This is a genomic window from Kribbella pratensis, assembly GCF_004366075.1.
Classification (GTDB): Bacteria; Actinomycetota; Actinomycetes; order Propionibacteriales; family Kribbellaceae; genus Kribbella; species Kribbella pratensis.
In genome coordinates this window covers 1,587,541-1,602,924 of sequence record NZ_SODU01000003.1, presented here as the reverse complement: position 1 = coordinate 1,602,924, position 15,384 = coordinate 1,587,541, and the positions used below count along the sequence as shown (strand labels likewise).

Below are 15,384 nucleotides of genomic sequence, written 5' to 3'. Positions count from 1 at the left end.
GGCATCAACCTAGGGGAGACTGTGAAAGACACATCGGTAGGCGCCAACGGGCGCCTCAAGAACTCACGCGTGGTCGCATTGCTCGGCGGCGCCGGCGCAGTAGCGCTCGCCCTGGGTGGCGTCACCCTCGCCCTGGCCCCCTCGGCCTCGGCGGACGGCATCGTGAAGCCCGGCAACCCGACTTGCGCCGAACTTGTGCCGGGCTCGACCGAGATCAAGTTCGACCCGCCGAACTCGGGCGAGAAGACCGCTGACGGCGTAACGGTGAAGTGGCAAAAGCGCAATCTGGCGGTCGACGACCCCGCGCACGACGGGGACCAGACCGGTAATGAGGTTGCGGACTTCACCGCGACCGGCGGCACCGTGCTCGGTGTCATCGTCAAGGGTGGCAATCAAGGCGCCAACTTCTACGACTACGCTCCGGCCGGGACCGTGGCCGGCATCGGCCTCCACACGCCGGTCAACGAGAAGAACCAGAAGTTCCAGGACATCAGCCACATCACGTTCTGCGTGACCAAACTGGTGATCACGCCGACCCCCTCGGTGACGCCGTCTGAGACTCCGTCGACGACGCCTTCCGAGACGCCGTCCACGACACCGTCCGAGACGCCTTCGGAGACCCCGTCGACGACACCGTCCGAGACGCCTTCCGAGACCCCGTCGACGACGCCTTCGGAGACCCCCTCGGAGACTCCGTCGACGACGCCTTCTGAGACGCCGTCCACAACGCCGTCCGAGAGCCCGACTGTGACTGTGACGGCGACGCCGTCGGAGTCGCCGACCGTCAGCCCGACCAGCACCACCAGCAGCGCTCCGGTCGGGGTTCCGACCGATGTCGACGCTGGTCTGTCCGGTGGGATGAAGAACGCGTCCGCGACCACCAGCAGTCAGAGCGCCTGGGGTATCGCGTTGCTGACCCTCGGCGGTCTGCTCGTGTTCGCCGGTGTTCTGAAGGCTCGGCAGCGTCGCGGGCAGCACTCTGCCTGAGGTATCCGGCAAGCGCCGTCGCCAGGGTCGTGCCAGGTCGTCGTGGTTGACGATCTCGGCCCTGGCGGTCGGCGTCGTACTCCTCCTGGTCGGCGGTTACGTCCAGCTCAGGATGAACAACTCTGACGAGGGTCGGCAGCAAACCACTGCCGGCCCGACGCAGCGGCCCGGCACGACATCCGTCGTACCGGGCCGGACGTCGTCCGGCACCACCTCGCAGCAGGCCACAGAACCGACCACACAACCGACCACGCCGCAGGAAACACCTCCGGCGGAGGTTCTGAGCACGGCCCCGGTTCGGCCTGGGGACCCGATCTCGCTGTCGGTGCCCAGCCTCGGAGTGTCCGCGCGCGTGCTGTCGATCCGCGCCCGTGGTGGTTCGCTCATCCCGCCGTCGAACCCGCGGCTGGTTGGCTGGTGGTCCGACGGCGCCCGGCCCGGGGCGACCACAGGTTCCGCGGTCATCACCGGTCACACAGTGCACACCGGTGGAGGAGCGTTCGACGATCTGGACCGGCTGGGCGCGGGCGACAAGGTCTCCGTGACGACTCGGCACGGGACGATCAAGTACGTCGTAACGTCGGTGGCCATCTATCGCAAGAAGACCCTTGCCAAGCGGGCCCAGCAAGTCTTCAGCCAGGGTGTCCCCGGGCGACTCGTACTCGTCACCTGCGAGGACTGGGACGGCACGGGCTACCTCAGCAACGCCGTAGTGATCGCAGTCCCCACAACGTAGCGAAACGGGATCCCGGATCAGCGGCTTCCTTCAAGTACTAGTGCGGGGGCCTGGCTGCTGTGACGGCGGTCCAGTAGGCCGGAGGCGAGGGCGACGAGCAGACCGGCAACAGCCAGTGCAGCGCCGACCCAGTTGGGGGCGGTGTAGCCGAGGCCGTGCTCGATGGTGAGTCCACCGAGGTATGCGCCGGCCGCGTTGCCCAGGTTGAACGCGGCGATGTTGGCCGCGGACGCCAGCGCCGGAGCGCCCTTCGCCTTGTCCATCACCCGCTTCTGTAGCGGAGCGACCGTGGCGAACCCAGCAGCACCGAAGAGCGCGATCGTCACGGCAGAGCCGACCTTGGCGTGCGCCGTGAAGACGAAGACGACCAGTACGGCGGCCAGCAGTGCGAGGATCACGTACAGACTCGGCATCAGCGAGCGGTCCGCTGCTCTACCGCCCAGCAGGTTGCCCACTACGAGCCCACCGCCGAACAGCACGAGCAGCCAGGTCACCGCACCCGCGGAGAAGCCCGCGACCTCGGTCATCATCGGTGCGATGTAGGTGAACGACGCGAACACCCCAGCGAAGCCCAGTGCGGTCATCGCCAACGCCAGCCACACCTGCAGGCTCTTGAACACCGCCAGTTCGCTCCGCAGCCCAGGACCTTCCGCAGTGTCCTGCCGCGGCACCAGGAACACGATGCCGAGCAGTCCGATCACACCAAGCGCAGTCACCGCCCAGAACGTCGACCGCCAGCCGAACTGCTGACCGAGCGCGGTCCCACCCGGTACGCCGAGCACGTTGGCGACCGTCAGCCCGGTGAACATCAACGCGATCGCACTCGCCTGCTTCGCCTTCGGGACCAGCGAGGCCGCGACCACGGACCCGACGCCGAAGAACGCGCCGTGGGACAGCGCCGCCACGATCCGTCCGGTCATCAGAACGCCGTACGACGGAGCGACCGCGGAGACCAGGTTGCCGGCGATGAAGACGCCCATCAGCGCGATCAGCACCGTCTTGCGGGAGACCTTGGAGCCGATCGCGGTGAGCAGCGGGGCACCGACCACGACGCCCAGCGCGTAGCCGGAGATGAGCAGTCCCGCGGACGGGATGCTGACACCGAAGTCGGTGGCGACCTCGGGCAGCAGTCCCATGATGACGAACTCGGTGGTGCCGATCCCGAACGCACCGATCGCGAGTGCGAGCAGAGCCGCTGGCATAACGCTCCTTCGAATGTAAGCTGAAGACTATTACCGGCGTGCGCGATAGTTGCACACGCGGGCTATTGCACAAGCGTCATGATTGCGCATACAAGCGTGATGTTCAAGTGGAGGTGTCGTGGGACTACCGGATGACGCCGCGGAGGCGCGGGCTCAGGGGTGGCGAACTCTGGCGGCGCTGCACGCCCGGATCGAGGACGAGCTGGAGCGAGCGCTGCAGAAGCAGCACGGGCTGTCCGTGAGTGAGTACAGCGTCCTTGACGTGCTGGCCCGGCAGGACGACTACCACCTGCGGATGAACCAGCTGTCGAACGCGGTGGTGCTCAGCCAGTCCGCCACTACCCGTCTGGTGAACCGGCTGGAGGACCGCAAGCTGCTGCAGCGGTACCTGTGCCCGACGGACCGGCGTGGCATCTACACAGAGGTCACAGAGGCAGGCCGCGACCTGCTCGACCAGGCGCAGCCGACCCACGACGCCGTACTGACGTCTGCGTTGGAGCGTGCCGCTGAGCTACCTGAGCTGTCCCCGCTGGTCACCGCGCTGGGGAAGCTCCCGCTGATGGTGTGACATGGCCCGCCGGTACGACAATCGCAAGCTCTACTACTGGCTGATGGGCAGCTGCCTCGCCCTCATCGGCATGGCATGGTTCGTCGTGCGCCTGTTCTCGATCCCGGCAGCGGTCGGGATGAGCGCGGTCGCCGCCGTACTCCCTCCGATCGCCGTCATCGTCGCGAACTGGGGTCACGACAAACGTTGACGCACGTCCGCGGGGGTCGGGTCGAGATAGAGGTGCCGCACCATCGGGAACGCCTCGCGCACCTTCTTGTCGATCCGCTCGGCAAGCTGCTCGACGGCGGCACCGGTGGTCTCGGAATCATCCAGGTCGACGGTCGCGACCACCAGGACCTGCTCCGGTGCGAGCCGCAGGCTGAGCAGGTCGGGTACCTCGTCGATCCCAGGCTCGCCGGCGATGATCGCGCGGATCTCGCGCTGTACGTCGGGCGGTAGGGCGCGCCCGATCAGCATCGCCTTGTTGTCGCGGCCGAGGACGACTGCGACAACGATCAGCAGCAGGCCGATCGCGATCGACGCGGCGCCGTCCCAGAGGTGCTCGCCGGTGACGACTGCCATGGTCACCCCGATCGCGGCGATCAGCAGGCCGATCAGTGCGGCGGAGTCCTCGAGCGCCACGGTCTTGACGGCAGGTTCGGCGCCGCGGAACTGCTGCAGGAACGGTACGCCGGCCTCCCGGGCCTCGCGGCGGAGCTGGAGCATCGCGCGTAGCCAGGAGGCGCCTTCGAACAGGAACGAGACTCCGAGCACCGGGTAGATCACGGCGAGGGCCGCGATCGGCTCGGGGGAGAGGATCGAGCGCAGCCCTTCCGTGATCGAGAAGCCGGCGCCGAGCACGAGGATGCCGACCGCGGCGAGCAGCGACCAGAAGTACCGCTCCATCCCGTAGCCGAAGGGATGCCGCGTATCGGCCGGCTTGCGGCTGCGATGCAGCGCGGTCAGCAGGAACGCCTGATTCAGCGTGTCGGCGACGGAGTGCGCCGCCTCGGCCAGCAGCGCGGTCGAGCCGGAGAGCAGACCGGCGACGATCTTCGCGATCGCGATCGCGAGATTCGCCGTACCGGCCAGGAGGACTGTGGCGTCCGACTCTTCGTCAGGCATCACCTTCGCGTGCCCGGATGCCTGCGGATCGAAACAGTACGTCGATGAAGGCGGCGGCGAGCGGATCTGGTTCGCCGCGCGTGTACGCCGTGAGCGTCCGACGTACTGCTGGTTCCGGGTGCAGGATGTGGCCGTCGAAGTCCTTCGGCAGAATGTTGTCGGGGACCAAGGCGGGGCCGAGACCTGCCGCGGCCAGCGCGGGCGCGGCGGCAGTCTGTTCCGTCCGTACGGCGATGCGCGGCTCGAATCCTGCTTGTGCACAAGCGTTGTCGAGGACGTCGGCGAGGCCGTGACCTGGTGCGTAGTGGACCCAGGAGCGGTCCGCCAGGTCCTGCAGTTTGACGGTGTCTCCGGTGGCGGCGGGATCGTCGGCGGCGACCACGACCACGAGTTCCTCGGTGCCCAGCACACGCGTGACGCCGGGCCAGTGCGGCGGCTCGGGGCCGACGGCGAGGTCTGCTTCGCCGGCGTTCATCGCGTCGACGAGTTCGTCGGTGTGCCGGTGCTCGAAGAGGCGGATGCCGACGTTCGGGCAAGTCCGTCGCCACTCGCGGAGCGCGGCAGGCAGCACGCCCAAGGTGATCGAGTAGAGCGTCGCGATCTGCAGCTCGCCGACCTCGAGCCCGGCGGCTTGCCGGGCGGCGCAGCGAGCCCGTTCCGCGTCGGCCAGGGCGGCGCGCGCGTGCGGAACCATCGCGCGACCGGTCGGCGTGAGGCGGACGGCGCGGGGGAGCCGCTCGAGCAGCGGTCCGCCGGCCGAACGCTCGAGGGTGCGGATCTGGTGGGAGAGCGCGGGCTGGGTGACGTGCAGGAGCTCGGCGGCCTTCGTGAACGAGCCCTGATCGACCACGGTGACGAGGTACTCGAGCTGCCTGAGCGTTGCCATGTCCTCAGCTTATGGCTTCGGTGAAAACTATGCCTTGGTTTTATCTCCGCAGGTCAGCGAGGCTGTTGGGCATGGAGAACGTTGCGTTGGTCGTTGGTTCCCGAGGCGTCATCGGGACAAATCTGGTCGAGCATCTGGCGTCGCTGCACGACTGGCGGGTGATCGGGCTGTCGCGTCGCGGCGGTACGGACATCCCTGGGCGGGTTCGGCAGGTCGCCGTCGATCTGCTGGACCCGGACGACACCCGGGACAAGCTGTCCGGGCTGACCGACGTGACGCACGTCTTCTACGTCGCCTACCAGGACCGGCCGACCTGGGCGGAGCTCGTCGCGCCGAACCTCGCGATGCTGGTCAACGTCGTCGACGCGATCGAACCAGTCGCCCGCGGACTGCGGCATGTCAGCCTGATGCAGGGCTACAAGGTGTACGGCGCGCATCTCGGGCCGTTCAAGACACCCGCCCGGGAGGACGATCCGCCGCATCTGCCGCCGGAGTTCAACGTCGATCAGCAGCGCTTCCTGGAGGAACGTCAGCAGGGTAAGACGTGGACGTGGTCGGCGCTGCGGCCGTCCGTGGTAGGCGGGTCCGCGCTCGGCAACCCGATGAACCTCGCGGTCGCGATCGCCGTGTACGCGTCGATGTCGAAGGAACTCGGCGTACCGCTGCGCTTCCCCGGCAAGCCCGGTGCGTACCACTCGTTGCTCGAGCTGACCGACGCCGGATTGTTGGCGAAGGCAACGGTCTGGGCGGCGACCGCGCCGGCTGCGGCGAACCAGGCGTTCAACATCACGAACGGCGACCTGTTCCGCTGGAGCGAGTTGTGGCCCAAGCTCGGCGCGTGGTTCGGGCTGGAGGTCGCGCCGCCGCTGCAGCTGTCACTGCAGGACGTGATGGCGGACAAGGAGCCGATCTGGAAGCAGTTGCAAGTGGCGCACGGCCTGACCTCGACGTCGTTCGCCGAGGTGTCGTCCTGGCCGTTCGCCGACTTCGTGTTCGGGTGGGACTACGACTTCTTCGCCGACGCCTCGAAGTCACGCCGGGCCGGCTTCCACGAGTACGTCGACACCGAGCAGATGTTCTACGGAATCTTCGCCGACCTCCGCAGCCGCCGCATCATCCCGTGATCACTCGCCGCGCAGATAGGTGCCGTGGGTGCGGAGGAAGTAGATCGGGTCCGTGTAGGTGCCGGGGAGCTTGCCCAGCAGTTTGATGACCGTCGACGGGCCGTTCGCGTGGCTCATGGCGTACAGGTAGGCAGTGCCGGTGTCCTTGTCGATCGCTGTCAGGAGAGTGCTCACCTGCCCGCATCGCTGGGCGATCAGGTAATCGAACGCCTGCCAGGTCCGCGACCGGACCTGCTTGACCACCGGCGTCATCGTCCTGGTCAGTGGCAGCCGGATCGTGTACAGCGCGCCTCCGCGGGTCGTGGCCAGGAACGTGTCGTACGTCGTGGACTGGCCGAGCAACGCCCACGTCTTGACGGCGCTGAAGCCACCGGTCTGCCCGGTTGGGGTCCACCCGAACGAGTTGATGACCCAGCGGCGCACCGTCCCGTTGCTGAGCCCGTAGAACTGGTTCCGCGCCGTACGACGGTCATCGTCGACGGAGAGCCCGATGGCCGAGTACCCGCCCCAGCCGGCGCTGATCTGGGTGAACGCCGGGTCCGCCGGCTCGGCGGTGTTGGAGTTGTACGACGCCTGTCCGATGACACCTGTGTTCTTGACCACGATGCCGGACTCCAGTGACGGCAGGTTGCTGCTCCAGTTCCAGATCGTGCTCAATCGGGCCTCGCCGGGGCCGAAGACGTCGACCTGTCGCTGGATCGCGGAGACGGATACCGGCTGGGTGGCGGTCACGGTGCGGTACTGAACGACGCCTTGACTGGTCACCGAACCGAGGTCCATCGTGCAGGCGGTCGCTGTCGGCGTGGCGGTCGCAGAGCTCGGGGCAACCAGCAGGGACAAGGGCAGTGCGAGCGCCGGCAGGCCTCGCAGAAGCTTCGGGTAGATCATCGTCACCATTCCTCTCACTGAGGGTTGATGCCCGCAACGGATCCGAAGTTACCGGCCTGATGTGGCATGCTCCGGGCTGTGACGGCGATGGGTGCGGGAAAACTTCTCGGGACGAACCTGCGGGCGCGGCGGGACGAACAGGGCATCTCGCTGTCCGAGCTCGCCCGGCGGTCCGGGATCGCGAAGGGCACGCTGTCGCAGCTCGAGTCCGGCGCGGGCAACCCGACGATCGAGACAGTGTTCAGTTTGTCGAACGCTCTCGGCGTGCCGGTGTCGGCGCTGCTGGCCGATACGCCGGCCTCCGACGTGGTGCTGGTGCGGTCCGCGGACGTCGACGTACTGTCCGGCGACGCGATCGACCTGCGGATGCTGCGGCGGCTGGAGCACCCGGGCGGGCTGTTCGAGATCTACAACCAGGAGATCCGGCCGGACGCGGTCCAGCAGTCCGACGGTCATCCGGGGACCGAGCACCACATCGTCCTGTCCGGATGCCTGCGGATCAACGCCCACGGGCAGATCGAGGAACTCGGTCCGGGTGACTACCTGGCGTTCCGGGCGGCCGGACCGCACTCGTACGAGGCCGTGGAGGGGCCGGTGCGGTCGGTGCTGCTGCTCGAGTACCCGCCGGACGTGTACCCGACGGCGGCGGGCGGGCCGCACCTGCCGGGATAGTTCCGGGAAAGGTCCGGACGAGGTCCGGTTGCGTGCATTGACCGGCCGCCGGGAGCACGCGTACGCTCGGTATCGTTCATTTTAGCGAACGCCTGCCGAGGAGGCTCGCCATGCACCGGTCCGCGACACCCGACGTGGTGGTGGTCGGCGCGGGCATGGTCGGGGCCGCGTGCGCGGAGGCGCTGTCGGCGGCCGGCGTGCGGGTGCTGGTGATCGACCGCGACGGCCCGGCCGCGGGTACGACGGCGTCCGGCGAGGGCAACGTGCTGGTGTCGGACAAGGAGCCGGGGCCGGAGCTGGAGCTCGCCGTCGCGTCCCGGGCGGAGTGGGAGACGGTCCGCGGCCGGCTGCCCGAGTGGGTCGCCGACGTGGAGTGGGAGGCGAAGGGCGGCGTCGTGGTCGCGACCGGTGACCCGGAGCCGTTGACCGCGTTCGCTGCAAAGCAGCGCGCGGCCGGGGTCAGTGCGCGGGTGATCACGCCCGCGGAGGTCTTCGACCTCGAGCCGTTGGTGACGCCACGGGTCACGGTCGGGGTGCACTACCCGGATGACGCGCAGGTGCAGCCGGTGCTGGCGGCAACGGCGTTGCTGGCAGCAGTTCGCGAGCGCGGCGGCGAGGTGAGATCGGGGGTCACCGCGCTCGGGATCCGGCAGTCGCGTGGTCGCGTTGTCGGTGTGGACACCTCGGACGGCGACATCGCCTGCGGTGCGGTGCTCAACGCGTGCGGGCCGTGGGCCGGCGCGTTCAGTGCGGCGGCCGGTGCGCCGATCGAGGTGCTGCCGCGGCGCGGCATGATCCTCGTGACGGCGCCGCTGCCGGAGTGTGTGCGTCACAAGGTGTACGACGCGGACTACGTCGGCGCGGTCGGTAGCGGGGACGCCGACCTGCAGACATCCACCGTGGTCGAGTCGACGCGGGCCGGGACGGTGTTGATCGGATCGAGCCGGGAGCGGATCGGGTTCGACGAGGCGGTCCGCGTCCGGGTGCTGCGGGAGTTGGCGCGGAAGGCGGTCGGATTGTTTCCGTTCCTCGGCGACGTGCCAGTGATGCGGACGTATGGCGGGTTTCGCCCGTACGCACCGGATCACTTGCCGGTGATCGGCGCGGATCCGCGTGTGCTGGGGCTGTGGCACGCGACGGGACATGAGGGTGCGGGGATCGGTCTGGCTCCTTCGACCGGCCGTCTCATCACGGAACAGTTCCTGGGCCTCACGCCGCACGTTGACCCATCCCCGTTCCGCGTCGACCGGCGGGCGGTGATCGCCGCATGAGCGCATACCTTCGCCCGCGGGCGGGTGATCCGGCGGAGGTCGGTACGCCGACGGCAGTGGACGTGACGGTCGACGGGCAGCCGGTCGTGGCTCAGGCGGGTCAGACGGTGGCCGCCGTACTGCTGGCCAACGGTCGTGACACCTGGCGGACCACCCGCGTGCACGACCGCCCCCGAGGCATCTTTTGCGGAATCGGCGCCTGCCAGGACTGCCTCGTCACAGTCAACGGCCTCCCCGACGTCCGCGCCTGCCAACGCACCATCACCCCCAACGACACGATCACAACCCAACCGGGCGCAGTCCTCCCCACTACCTCCTCCACCGCAGGCTCGGAGGATGCAGGAGCGGACGTTGTGCAGGATGCGGGGGCTGCGAGGGACGCTGGACCCGTGGCGGGGCGGGGGCGCCGGGTCGCGGAGGTTGTTGTGGTTGGGGGTGGGCCGGCCGGGGTTGCGGCTGCGCTAGCGGCGGGGGATGCGGGGGCGCAGGTGCTGGTCGTGGATAGCGGGCGGGCGGTTGGGGGGCAGTACAACCGGCAGTTGCCGGAGGAGTTTGCTGCTCGGCGGCCGGATCGGCTGCAGCATGAGTGGAAGGCGTTCGCCGAACAGCGGGACCGGCTCTCAAGCCATCCGCGGATCACGTATCTGCCGGACACCTCGGTGTGGGCAATCGAAGGCCTCCGGGTCTGGGCTCAGACCGGTCCGGCCGACGCCAGCGGGCGGCAACCGTTCGCCATCGACGCACGGTCTGTCGTGCTGGCCGCCGGTGCCTACGATCGCGTGCTTCCCTTTCCTGGTTGGGATCTCCCGGGCGTCTACACCGCCGGTGCCGCACAGGCGCTCGCCAAGGGGCAGCGGATCGCGGTCGGCCGTCGCGTCCTGGTCGCCGGCACCGGCCCGTTCCTGCTGCCGGTCGCCGAATCGTTGGTCGGCGTCGGTGCACACGTCGTCGCGCTCCTCGAAGCCAACTCGCTGACGACCGTCCGGAAGGGCTGGTCCAGCGATCCATTGGTTGCCCCGAGCAAGCTTCGGGAGGCCGTCGGGTACGGCGCGTTGCTCGCCCGTCATCGCATCCCGCTCCGCCACGGGTGGACCGTGATCGCCGCGCACGGCTCCGACCACGTCGAGGCAGCCACGATCGCGCGCCTGGACAGTGATTGGCGTCCGATCCGTGGCAGCGAACGCCGGGTGGACGTCGACGCCATCTGCGTTGGCTTCGGTTTCACCGCGAACCTCGAGCTCGCAGTCTCCGCCGGCTGCACGATCGCCACCGGCCCCGACGGCGGCCCAGCTGTCGCCGTCGACGCCAACCAGCAGACCAGCACCCCCGGTGTCTTCGCAGCCGGGGAACTCACCGGCATCGGCGGCGCCGCCCTCTCCACCGCCGAAGGCACCCTCGCCGGCACCACCGCAGCCCACCACGCCCTCACCACGGCAGCCGACCACGCCCGGACCGCTGCAGGCGACCAGACCCTCACGACGGCGGCCCACCACACCTTTCCCGGATCTGGAGTGGATGGGGTTGCGGGTGTTCGGAGGGCGGTTGAGGGGGGCGGCGGTTTGCGGTGGCGTTGGGGCGGGCTTATCCCGTGCGGGACGGGTGGAAGAGTTGGAGCACTGCGGACACGCTCGTCTGCCGCTGTGAGGAAGTGACCCGCGGACAGATCGAAGCCGCCGCGCAGCAGCGTGGGCTCGACGACGGGCGGGCGATGAAGCTGAGCAGCCGCGCAGGGCTCGGGATGTGCCAGGGGCGGGTGTGTTCGCGCACCGTCGCAGCCTTGCTGGCCGCGCCGGGCGACGTACCGGAACCAAGCATGAAACGACCGATCGCCGTACCAGTGAGGCTGCGGGATCTGGCGGACGCCGAGGTCGCGGAATCACCAGAAACCGTGCCGGACACCATGCCGGACACCATGGAGGAACAATGAGCGAGAAGCTGGACGGCGTGATCGTCGCGACCGCGCTGCCGTACGCCGAGGACGCGTCGGCGCCGGCGGGATTGCGCCCCGACCTGGACAAGTACGCCGAGCACTGCCGCTGGCTGGTCGACAACGGCTGCCGTGGCGTCGGGCCGAACGGGTCGCTCGGTGAGTACTCGTCGCTCTCCGACGACGAGCGCCGCGCCGTCGCGAAGACCGCGATCGAGGCTGTCGGTGACGACGGTGTCGTGGTCGTCGGTGTTCACGGGGTCGGCTCCCACCAGGCCCGCGCCTGGGCGGAGAAGGCGGCCGAGGACGGCGCGGACGGTGTCCTATGCCTGCCGCCGACCATGTACCGCGCGAACCGCGGCGAGGTGATCGCGCACTTCACCGAGGTCGCGAAGGCCGGCCTGCCCGTGATGGTCTACAACAACCCGCTCGACACGAAGGTCGACCTGACCCCGGACCTGCTCGCGGAGATCGCGCAGATCGAGAGCATCGTCGCGGTGAAGGAGTTCTCCGGCGACGTACGGCGGATCCTGGAGATCCGCGAACTGGCGCCGGATCTGGCCGTGATCGCCGGCGCCGACGACCTGACCCTCGAAGCGCTGCTGATGGGTGCGACCGGCTGGTTCGCCGGCTTCCCGAACGTGTTCCCGAAGGAATCCGTTCGGTTGTTCGAGCTCGCCACGCAGGGCAAGCTGGAGGAGGCCCGCGCGTTGTACGAGCCGTTGGTCGCCGCGTTCCGGTGGGACTCGCGGACCGAGTTCGTCCAGGCGATCAAGTACGGCATGGACTACGTCGGGCGGTTCGGTGGACCGTGCCGGCCGCCGCGCGGACCGCTGGTTCCCGAGCACGTCGCGCAGCTGGAGCAGGACATGAAGAAAGCAGTGGAGTCACTGGTATGAGGTCCGTCCGGACGATCAGTGCCATCGATTCGCACACCGAGGGTATGCCGACCCGCGTCGTCACCGGCGGGGTCGGCGTGGTCCCCGGTGCGACGATGGCTGAGCGGCGCGAGTACTTCATCAAGCACCTGGACGACCTGCGGTTGTTCCTGATGAACGAGCCGCGCGGTCATGCGGCGATGAGCGGCGCGATCCTGCAGCCGCCGACGCGGGCCGACGCGGACTGGGGCGTGCTGTACATCGAGGTCTCCGGCCTGCTGCCGATGTGCGGGCACGGCACGATCGGGGTCGCGACCGTGCTGGTCGAGTCCGGCATGGTCGAGGTGACCGAGCCGGTGACCGAGGTCCGGCTGGACACGCCGGCCGGCCTCGTCGTCGTGGACGTTGCCGTGAGCAACGGTCGCGCCGAGCACGTGACGTTGCGCAATGTTCCGGCGTACTCGCATGCTCTGGACGCGTCGGTCGAGGTGCCCGGGCTGGGCCGCGTCACCTATGACATGGCGTACGGCGGGAACTTCTACGCGATCCTGCCGCTGGAGCAGCTCGGGATTCCGTTCGATCGGGCCGAGAAGGATCGCATCCTGAAGGCCGGGCTGGACATCATGGACGCGATCAACGCCACCGACCGTCCGGTGCATCCACTCGATCCCGGCATCAACGGCTGCAAGCACGTGCAGTTCACCGCACCCGGTCTCGACGGTGCCGACTCCCGGAACGCGATGGCGATCCACCCCGGCTGGTTCGACCGTTCGCCGTGCGGCACCGGTACGTCGGCACGGATGGCGCAGCTCCACGCCCGCGGCGAGCTCGCCCTCGACACCGACTTCGTCAACGAGTCCTTCATCGGCACCCGCTTCACCGGTCGCCTGATCGAAGAAACCACAGTCGGCCCCCACGCGGCCGTGGTCCCCACAGTCACCGGCCGAGCCTGGATCACCGGCACCGCCAACTACCTCCTCGACCCCGACGACCCCTTCCCCACCGGCTTCGTCCTCTAGGCCCAGCTCGCGCGGGTCAGCGGTGGAGTTGGGATTGCCAGTTGGTGGGAACGTTGCCGCCGGGCACGGGCTGGGATTCGGGGCGGGAGAGTGGTGGGGCGAGGGTGGGGCCGTCGTAGTACTGGGACTCGCCGTAGTGCCAGAACCAGTCCTCGCCGGGCTCGAAGCTGCGAACGATCTGGTGGCCCGTCTCGCTCGCGTGGGCGGAGGCGTGCTGGGCGGGTGACGAGTCGCAGCAGCCGATGTGACCGCACTGCGCGCACCGGCGGAGGTGGAACCACCAGCCGTCGGCCTGCAGACACTCAACGCATCCGGTGCCGCTCGGGGGAACTGTGCTGTCGATGCCTGGCGTTCCAGAACTCTCCGTCATACCGCCCATCCTGTCCCGTCCCGCGGCCCTTGGACAAGGAACCCCCGGCTACTCGGGCCAGGACGAGTTCTTGATGACTTCCACGAAATCGGTGCGGTGGAAGCCGGGGACGAAGTGCTCCAGCACGTCCGCCTTGACGTTGCCGAAGGTCGTCGCCGGGCGGTCCTGGATACCCTCGGTGAACGCCGCGAGGATGCGGTTCTTGAAGTCGGGCCGTGGGTGGGCGGCGGTTACGGCGGTGCGTTGCGCTTCGGTGACGGCGTCGTACCCGATGCCGAGTACGTCGAGTTCGACGCCGCGGGTGACGAGGGCGATCTCGGCGGGCAGGTGCAGCGGGATCTCCGGGGTGGTGTGCAGCGCGATGGCCGTCCACACGCGGTCGGCGGCGTCGCCGGTGATGCCGTGCCGCTGCAGGAACCGGCGGGCCTCGTCGGCGCCGTCGATCTCGAAGCGCTGGTCGGTACGGCGGTAGCGCTCGGTCAGACCGAGGTCGTGGAACATCGCGCCGACGTACAGCAACTCAGCGTCGTACGCGAGTCCTTGGCCGCGGAGGGATCCGAACAAGAAGACGCGGCGGGAGTGGTCGAAGAGGAGCGGTGACGCGGCCTCGCGGACGAGCTCGGTCGCCTCGCGGGCGAGTGTGCTGTCGGGGATCCGGATGCCGGCGATCTCCTCGGTCATGGTGGTCCTTTCACATCGGCAACGGTGGGATCAGTGGTCTCAGGTTCGCCGGGATCGCTATGCTGACGCCATGTCCTTATCGCCACATGAACCACAGATTCGGACACGCCGGGTCGCGTTCGTCGTGTACGACGGCGTGACGCTGCTCGACGTCACCGGGCCCGTGGAGGTGCTCCACCAGGCAAACCAGGTCGGGAGCGGGCAGTACGAGACGGTGCTTGTATCTGCGGCGGGTGGGCAGGTGACTGCTGCGTCGGGGCTGGTGCTGGCGGGCACGATCACTCCCAACGAAGCAGGGACGGTTGACACGGTGGTCGTGGCTGGGGCCGATCACTTGGTCGATGGGGTGCCGAGCGAGGTGCTGAACGTGACGGCGGCGTTGGCGGCGAACGCCCCGCGGGTGGCGTCGGTCTGTAGTGGCGCGTTCGTCCTGGCGGCGCTCGGTTTGCTGGACGGGCGGCGAGCGACGACGCACTGGCGGCACGCGGCGGCGATGGCTCGGCAGTACCCGAAGGTAGAGGTCGTGCCGGACGCGCTGCACATCACCGACGGGCGGTACGTGACCTCGGCCGGCATCAGCGCCGGCATCGACCTCACACTCGCCCTCGTCGAAGCGGACCACGGCGCCGACACCGCCAGGGCTGTCGCGCGCGAGCTCGTGGTGTTCATGCAACGACCGGGCGGCCAGTCACAGTTCTCGACTGCGATGGCGACCCCGCCGGCGCGGACCGAGTTGATGCGCACGATCACCGACACAGTCGTTGCAGACCCAGCCGGCGATCACACTCTGCCAAGGCTCGCTGCCACGGCCGCCGTCAGCTCGCGTCACCTGACCCGCCTGTTCCAGAACGAGTTCCGCACCACGCCGGGCCGCTGGGTCGAACGCGTACGGCTGGACCGTGCGCAGCAGCTCCTGCTCGACGGGCACAGCATCACCACGGCCGCCCGTCTCAGCGGCCTCGGAAGCGACGAGACCCTGCGCCGCGCGTTCGCCCGCCACCTCGGCGCGACGCCAACGGAGTACCTTCGCCGGTTCAAAACCGTATAGGACAGAATCTGTCCGCTACC

18 protein-coding genes are annotated in these 15,384 nt (G+C 68.8%); 12 read left to right on the top strand and 6 right to left on the bottom strand.

All coding sequences use genetic code 11. The annotated features are described in order from the left end of the window. Nucleotides 1–21 precede the first annotated feature (21 nt). Nucleotides 22–987 carry a hypothetical protein gene (locus EV137_RS31945; RefSeq protein WP_134131831.1) on the top strand — a complete coding sequence of 322 codons (966 nt, stop codon included), beginning with the start codon at nucleotides 22–24 and terminating at the stop codon, nucleotides 985–987. 46 nt (nucleotides 988–1,033) lie between these two features. Further along, nucleotides 1,034–1,723 carry a class F sortase gene (locus tag EV137_RS31940; protein ID WP_238175677.1) on the top strand — a complete coding sequence of 230 codons (690 nt, stop codon included), beginning with the start codon at nucleotides 1,034–1,036 and terminating at the stop codon, nucleotides 1,721–1,723. 17 nt (nucleotides 1,724–1,740) lie between these two features. Here the strand turns inward: EV137_RS31940 and EV137_RS31935 are convergent, their stop codons facing one another. Next, entirely contained in the window at nucleotides 1,741–2,925 is a 1,185-nt protein-coding gene (locus EV137_RS31935) for an MFS transporter (protein WP_134131830.1), read from the bottom strand. 118 nt (nucleotides 2,926–3,043) lie between these two features. On the opposite strand from EV137_RS31935, the gene EV137_RS31930 reads away from it, so the two are divergent. Beyond that, nucleotides 3,044–3,493 carry a MarR family winged helix-turn-helix transcriptional regulator gene (locus EV137_RS31930; protein ID WP_134131829.1) on the top strand — a complete coding sequence of 150 codons (450 nt, stop codon included), beginning with the start codon at nucleotides 3,044–3,046 and terminating at the stop codon, nucleotides 3,491–3,493. Between the two features lies 1 nt (nucleotide 3,494). Continuing rightward, nucleotides 3,495–3,683: a DUF3099 domain-containing protein gene (locus EV137_RS31925; RefSeq protein ID WP_134012385.1), complete on the top strand. Its 189-nt coding sequence runs from the start codon at nucleotides 3,495–3,497 to the stop codon at nucleotides 3,681–3,683. Here EV137_RS31925 and EV137_RS31920 read toward each other — a convergent pair. Next, on the bottom strand, nucleotides 3,668–4,600 hold the full coding sequence (locus EV137_RS31920; protein WP_134012387.1) for a cation diffusion facilitator family transporter: 933 nt from the start codon (nucleotides 4,598–4,600) through the stop codon (nucleotides 3,668–3,670). The genes EV137_RS31925 and EV137_RS31920 overlap by 16 nt on opposite strands. Continuing rightward, the gene (locus EV137_RS31915) at nucleotides 4,593–5,486 is read right to left on the bottom strand and encodes a LysR family transcriptional regulator (RefSeq protein ID WP_134131828.1); all 894 of its coding nucleotides are present in this window, start codon (nucleotides 5,484–5,486) and stop codon (nucleotides 4,593–4,595) included. Before EV137_RS31915 ends, EV137_RS31920 begins: the two co-directional genes overlap by 8 nt. Before the next feature lie 71 nt (nucleotides 5,487–5,557). Here EV137_RS31915 and EV137_RS31910 point away from each other — a divergent pair, with 71 nt between their 5' ends. Continuing rightward, nucleotides 5,558–6,610, top strand: coding sequence for an SDR family oxidoreductase (locus tag EV137_RS31910; protein WP_134131827.1), 1,053 nt, complete (start codon nucleotides 5,558–5,560; stop codon nucleotides 6,608–6,610). On the opposite strand, the gene EV137_RS31905 is transcribed toward EV137_RS31910, so the two are convergent. Then, the gene (locus tag EV137_RS31905; RefSeq protein WP_238175676.1) at nucleotides 6,611–7,507 is read right to left on the bottom strand and encodes a hypothetical protein; all 897 of its coding nucleotides are present in this window, start codon (nucleotides 7,505–7,507) and stop codon (nucleotides 6,611–6,613) included. Nucleotides 7,508–7,564: 57 nt separating this feature from the next. Between EV137_RS31905 and EV137_RS31900 the strand changes: the two genes are divergently transcribed. The 6 genes from EV137_RS31900 to EV137_RS31880 all read left to right on the top strand — a co-directional run bounded on the left by EV137_RS31900 (nucleotide 7,565) and on the right by EV137_RS31880 (nucleotide 13,265). After that, nucleotides 7,565–8,170 (top strand): helix-turn-helix domain-containing protein, encoded by a 606-nt coding sequence (locus tag EV137_RS31900; RefSeq protein ID WP_134012395.1) that lies wholly within the window; start codon nucleotides 7,565–7,567, stop codon nucleotides 8,168–8,170. A 110-nt stretch (nucleotides 8,171–8,280) separates the two neighbouring features. After that, on the top strand, nucleotides 8,281–9,441 hold the full coding sequence (locus EV137_RS31895) for an NAD(P)/FAD-dependent oxidoreductase (protein WP_134131825.1): 1,161 nt from the start codon (nucleotides 8,281–8,283) through the stop codon (nucleotides 9,439–9,441). Next, nucleotides 9,438–11,093 carry an FAD-dependent oxidoreductase gene (locus EV137_RS31890; protein WP_166680064.1) on the top strand — a complete coding sequence of 552 codons (1,656 nt, stop codon included), beginning with the start codon at nucleotides 9,438–9,440 and terminating at the stop codon, nucleotides 11,091–11,093. The genes EV137_RS31895 and EV137_RS31890 overlap by 4 nt, the downstream gene beginning before the upstream one ends. Continuing rightward, a complete protein-coding gene (locus EV137_RS40835) occupies nucleotides 11,090–11,368 on the top strand; it encodes a bacterioferritin-associated ferredoxin (protein WP_202871211.1) in 279 nt (92 codons plus the stop codon). Before EV137_RS31890 ends, EV137_RS40835 begins: the two co-directional genes overlap by 4 nt. Beyond that, a complete protein-coding gene (locus EV137_RS31885) occupies nucleotides 11,365–12,267 on the top strand; it encodes a dihydrodipicolinate synthase family protein (protein ID WP_134131824.1) in 903 nt (300 codons plus the stop codon). Before EV137_RS40835 ends, EV137_RS31885 begins: the two co-directional genes overlap by 4 nt. After that, on the top strand, nucleotides 12,264–13,265 hold the full coding sequence (locus EV137_RS31880) for a proline racemase family protein (RefSeq protein WP_134012403.1): 1,002 nt from the start codon (nucleotides 12,264–12,266) through the stop codon (nucleotides 13,263–13,265). Before EV137_RS31885 ends, EV137_RS31880 begins: the two co-directional genes overlap by 4 nt. Before the next feature lie 16 nt (nucleotides 13,266–13,281). Here the strand turns inward: EV137_RS31880 and EV137_RS31875 are convergent, their stop codons facing one another. Both EV137_RS31875 and EV137_RS31870 read right to left on the bottom strand, forming a co-directional pair. After that, a complete protein-coding gene (locus tag EV137_RS31875) occupies nucleotides 13,282–13,635 on the bottom strand; it encodes a UBP-type zinc finger domain-containing protein (protein WP_134012405.1) in 354 nt (117 codons plus the stop codon). Nucleotides 13,636–13,683: 48 nt separating this feature from the next. Then, nucleotides 13,684–14,316: an HD domain-containing protein gene (locus EV137_RS31870; protein ID WP_134131823.1), complete on the bottom strand. Its 633-nt coding sequence runs from the start codon at nucleotides 14,314–14,316 to the stop codon at nucleotides 13,684–13,686. A 70-nt stretch (nucleotides 14,317–14,386) separates the two neighbouring features. On the opposite strand from EV137_RS31870, the gene EV137_RS31865 reads away from it, so the two are divergent. Next, the gene (locus tag EV137_RS31865) at nucleotides 14,387–15,364 is read left to right on the top strand and encodes a GlxA family transcriptional regulator (protein WP_134131822.1); all 978 of its coding nucleotides are present in this window, start codon (nucleotides 14,387–14,389) and stop codon (nucleotides 15,362–15,364) included. Nucleotides 15,365–15,384: the final 20 nt, after the last annotated feature.

Bases quoted from the DNA above. Each gene is read 5' to 3' on its own strand.
- EV137_RS31880 (WP_134012403.1), top strand. From the start codon at position 12,264: ATGAGGTCCGTCCGGACGATCAGTGCCATCGATTCGCACACCGAGGGT.
- EV137_RS31905 (WP_238175676.1), bottom strand. From the start codon at position 7,507: ATGGTGACGATGATCTACCCGAAGCTTCTGCGAGGCCTGCCGGCGCTC.
- EV137_RS31935 (WP_134131830.1), bottom strand. From the start codon at position 2,925: ATGCCAGCGGCTCTGCTCGCACTCGCGATCGGTGCGTTCGGGATCGGC.
- EV137_RS31925 (WP_134012385.1), top strand. From the start codon at position 3,495: ATGGCCCGCCGGTACGACAATCGCAAGCTCTACTACTGGCTGATGGGC.
- EV137_RS31890 (WP_166680064.1), top strand. From the start codon at position 9,438: ATGAGCGCATACCTTCGCCCGCGGGCGGGTGATCCGGCGGAGGTCGGT.
- EV137_RS31895 (WP_134131825.1), top strand. From the start codon at position 8,281: ATGCACCGGTCCGCGACACCCGACGTGGTGGTGGTCGGCGCGGGCATG.
- EV137_RS31875 (WP_134012405.1), bottom strand. From the start codon at position 13,635: ATGACGGAGAGTTCTGGAACGCCAGGCATCGACAGCACAGTTCCCCCG.
- EV137_RS31885 (WP_134131824.1), top strand. From the start codon at position 11,365: ATGAGCGAGAAGCTGGACGGCGTGATCGTCGCGACCGCGCTGCCGTAC.
- EV137_RS31900 (WP_134012395.1), top strand. From the start codon at position 7,565: ATGCTCCGGGCTGTGACGGCGATGGGTGCGGGAAAACTTCTCGGGACG.
- EV137_RS31915 (WP_134131828.1), bottom strand. From the start codon at position 5,486: ATGGCAACGCTCAGGCAGCTCGAGTACCTCGTCACCGTGGTCGATCAG.
- EV137_RS31910 (WP_134131827.1), top strand. From the start codon at position 5,558: ATGGAGAACGTTGCGTTGGTCGTTGGTTCCCGAGGCGTCATCGGGACA.
- EV137_RS31870 (WP_134131823.1), bottom strand. From the start codon at position 14,316: ATGACCGAGGAGATCGCCGGCATCCGGATCCCCGACAGCACACTCGCC.
- EV137_RS31865 (WP_134131822.1), top strand. From the start codon at position 14,387: ATGTCCTTATCGCCACATGAACCACAGATTCGGACACGCCGGGTCGCG.
- EV137_RS31920 (WP_134012387.1), bottom strand. From the start codon at position 4,600: ATGCCTGACGAAGAGTCGGACGCCACAGTCCTCCTGGCCGGTACGGCG.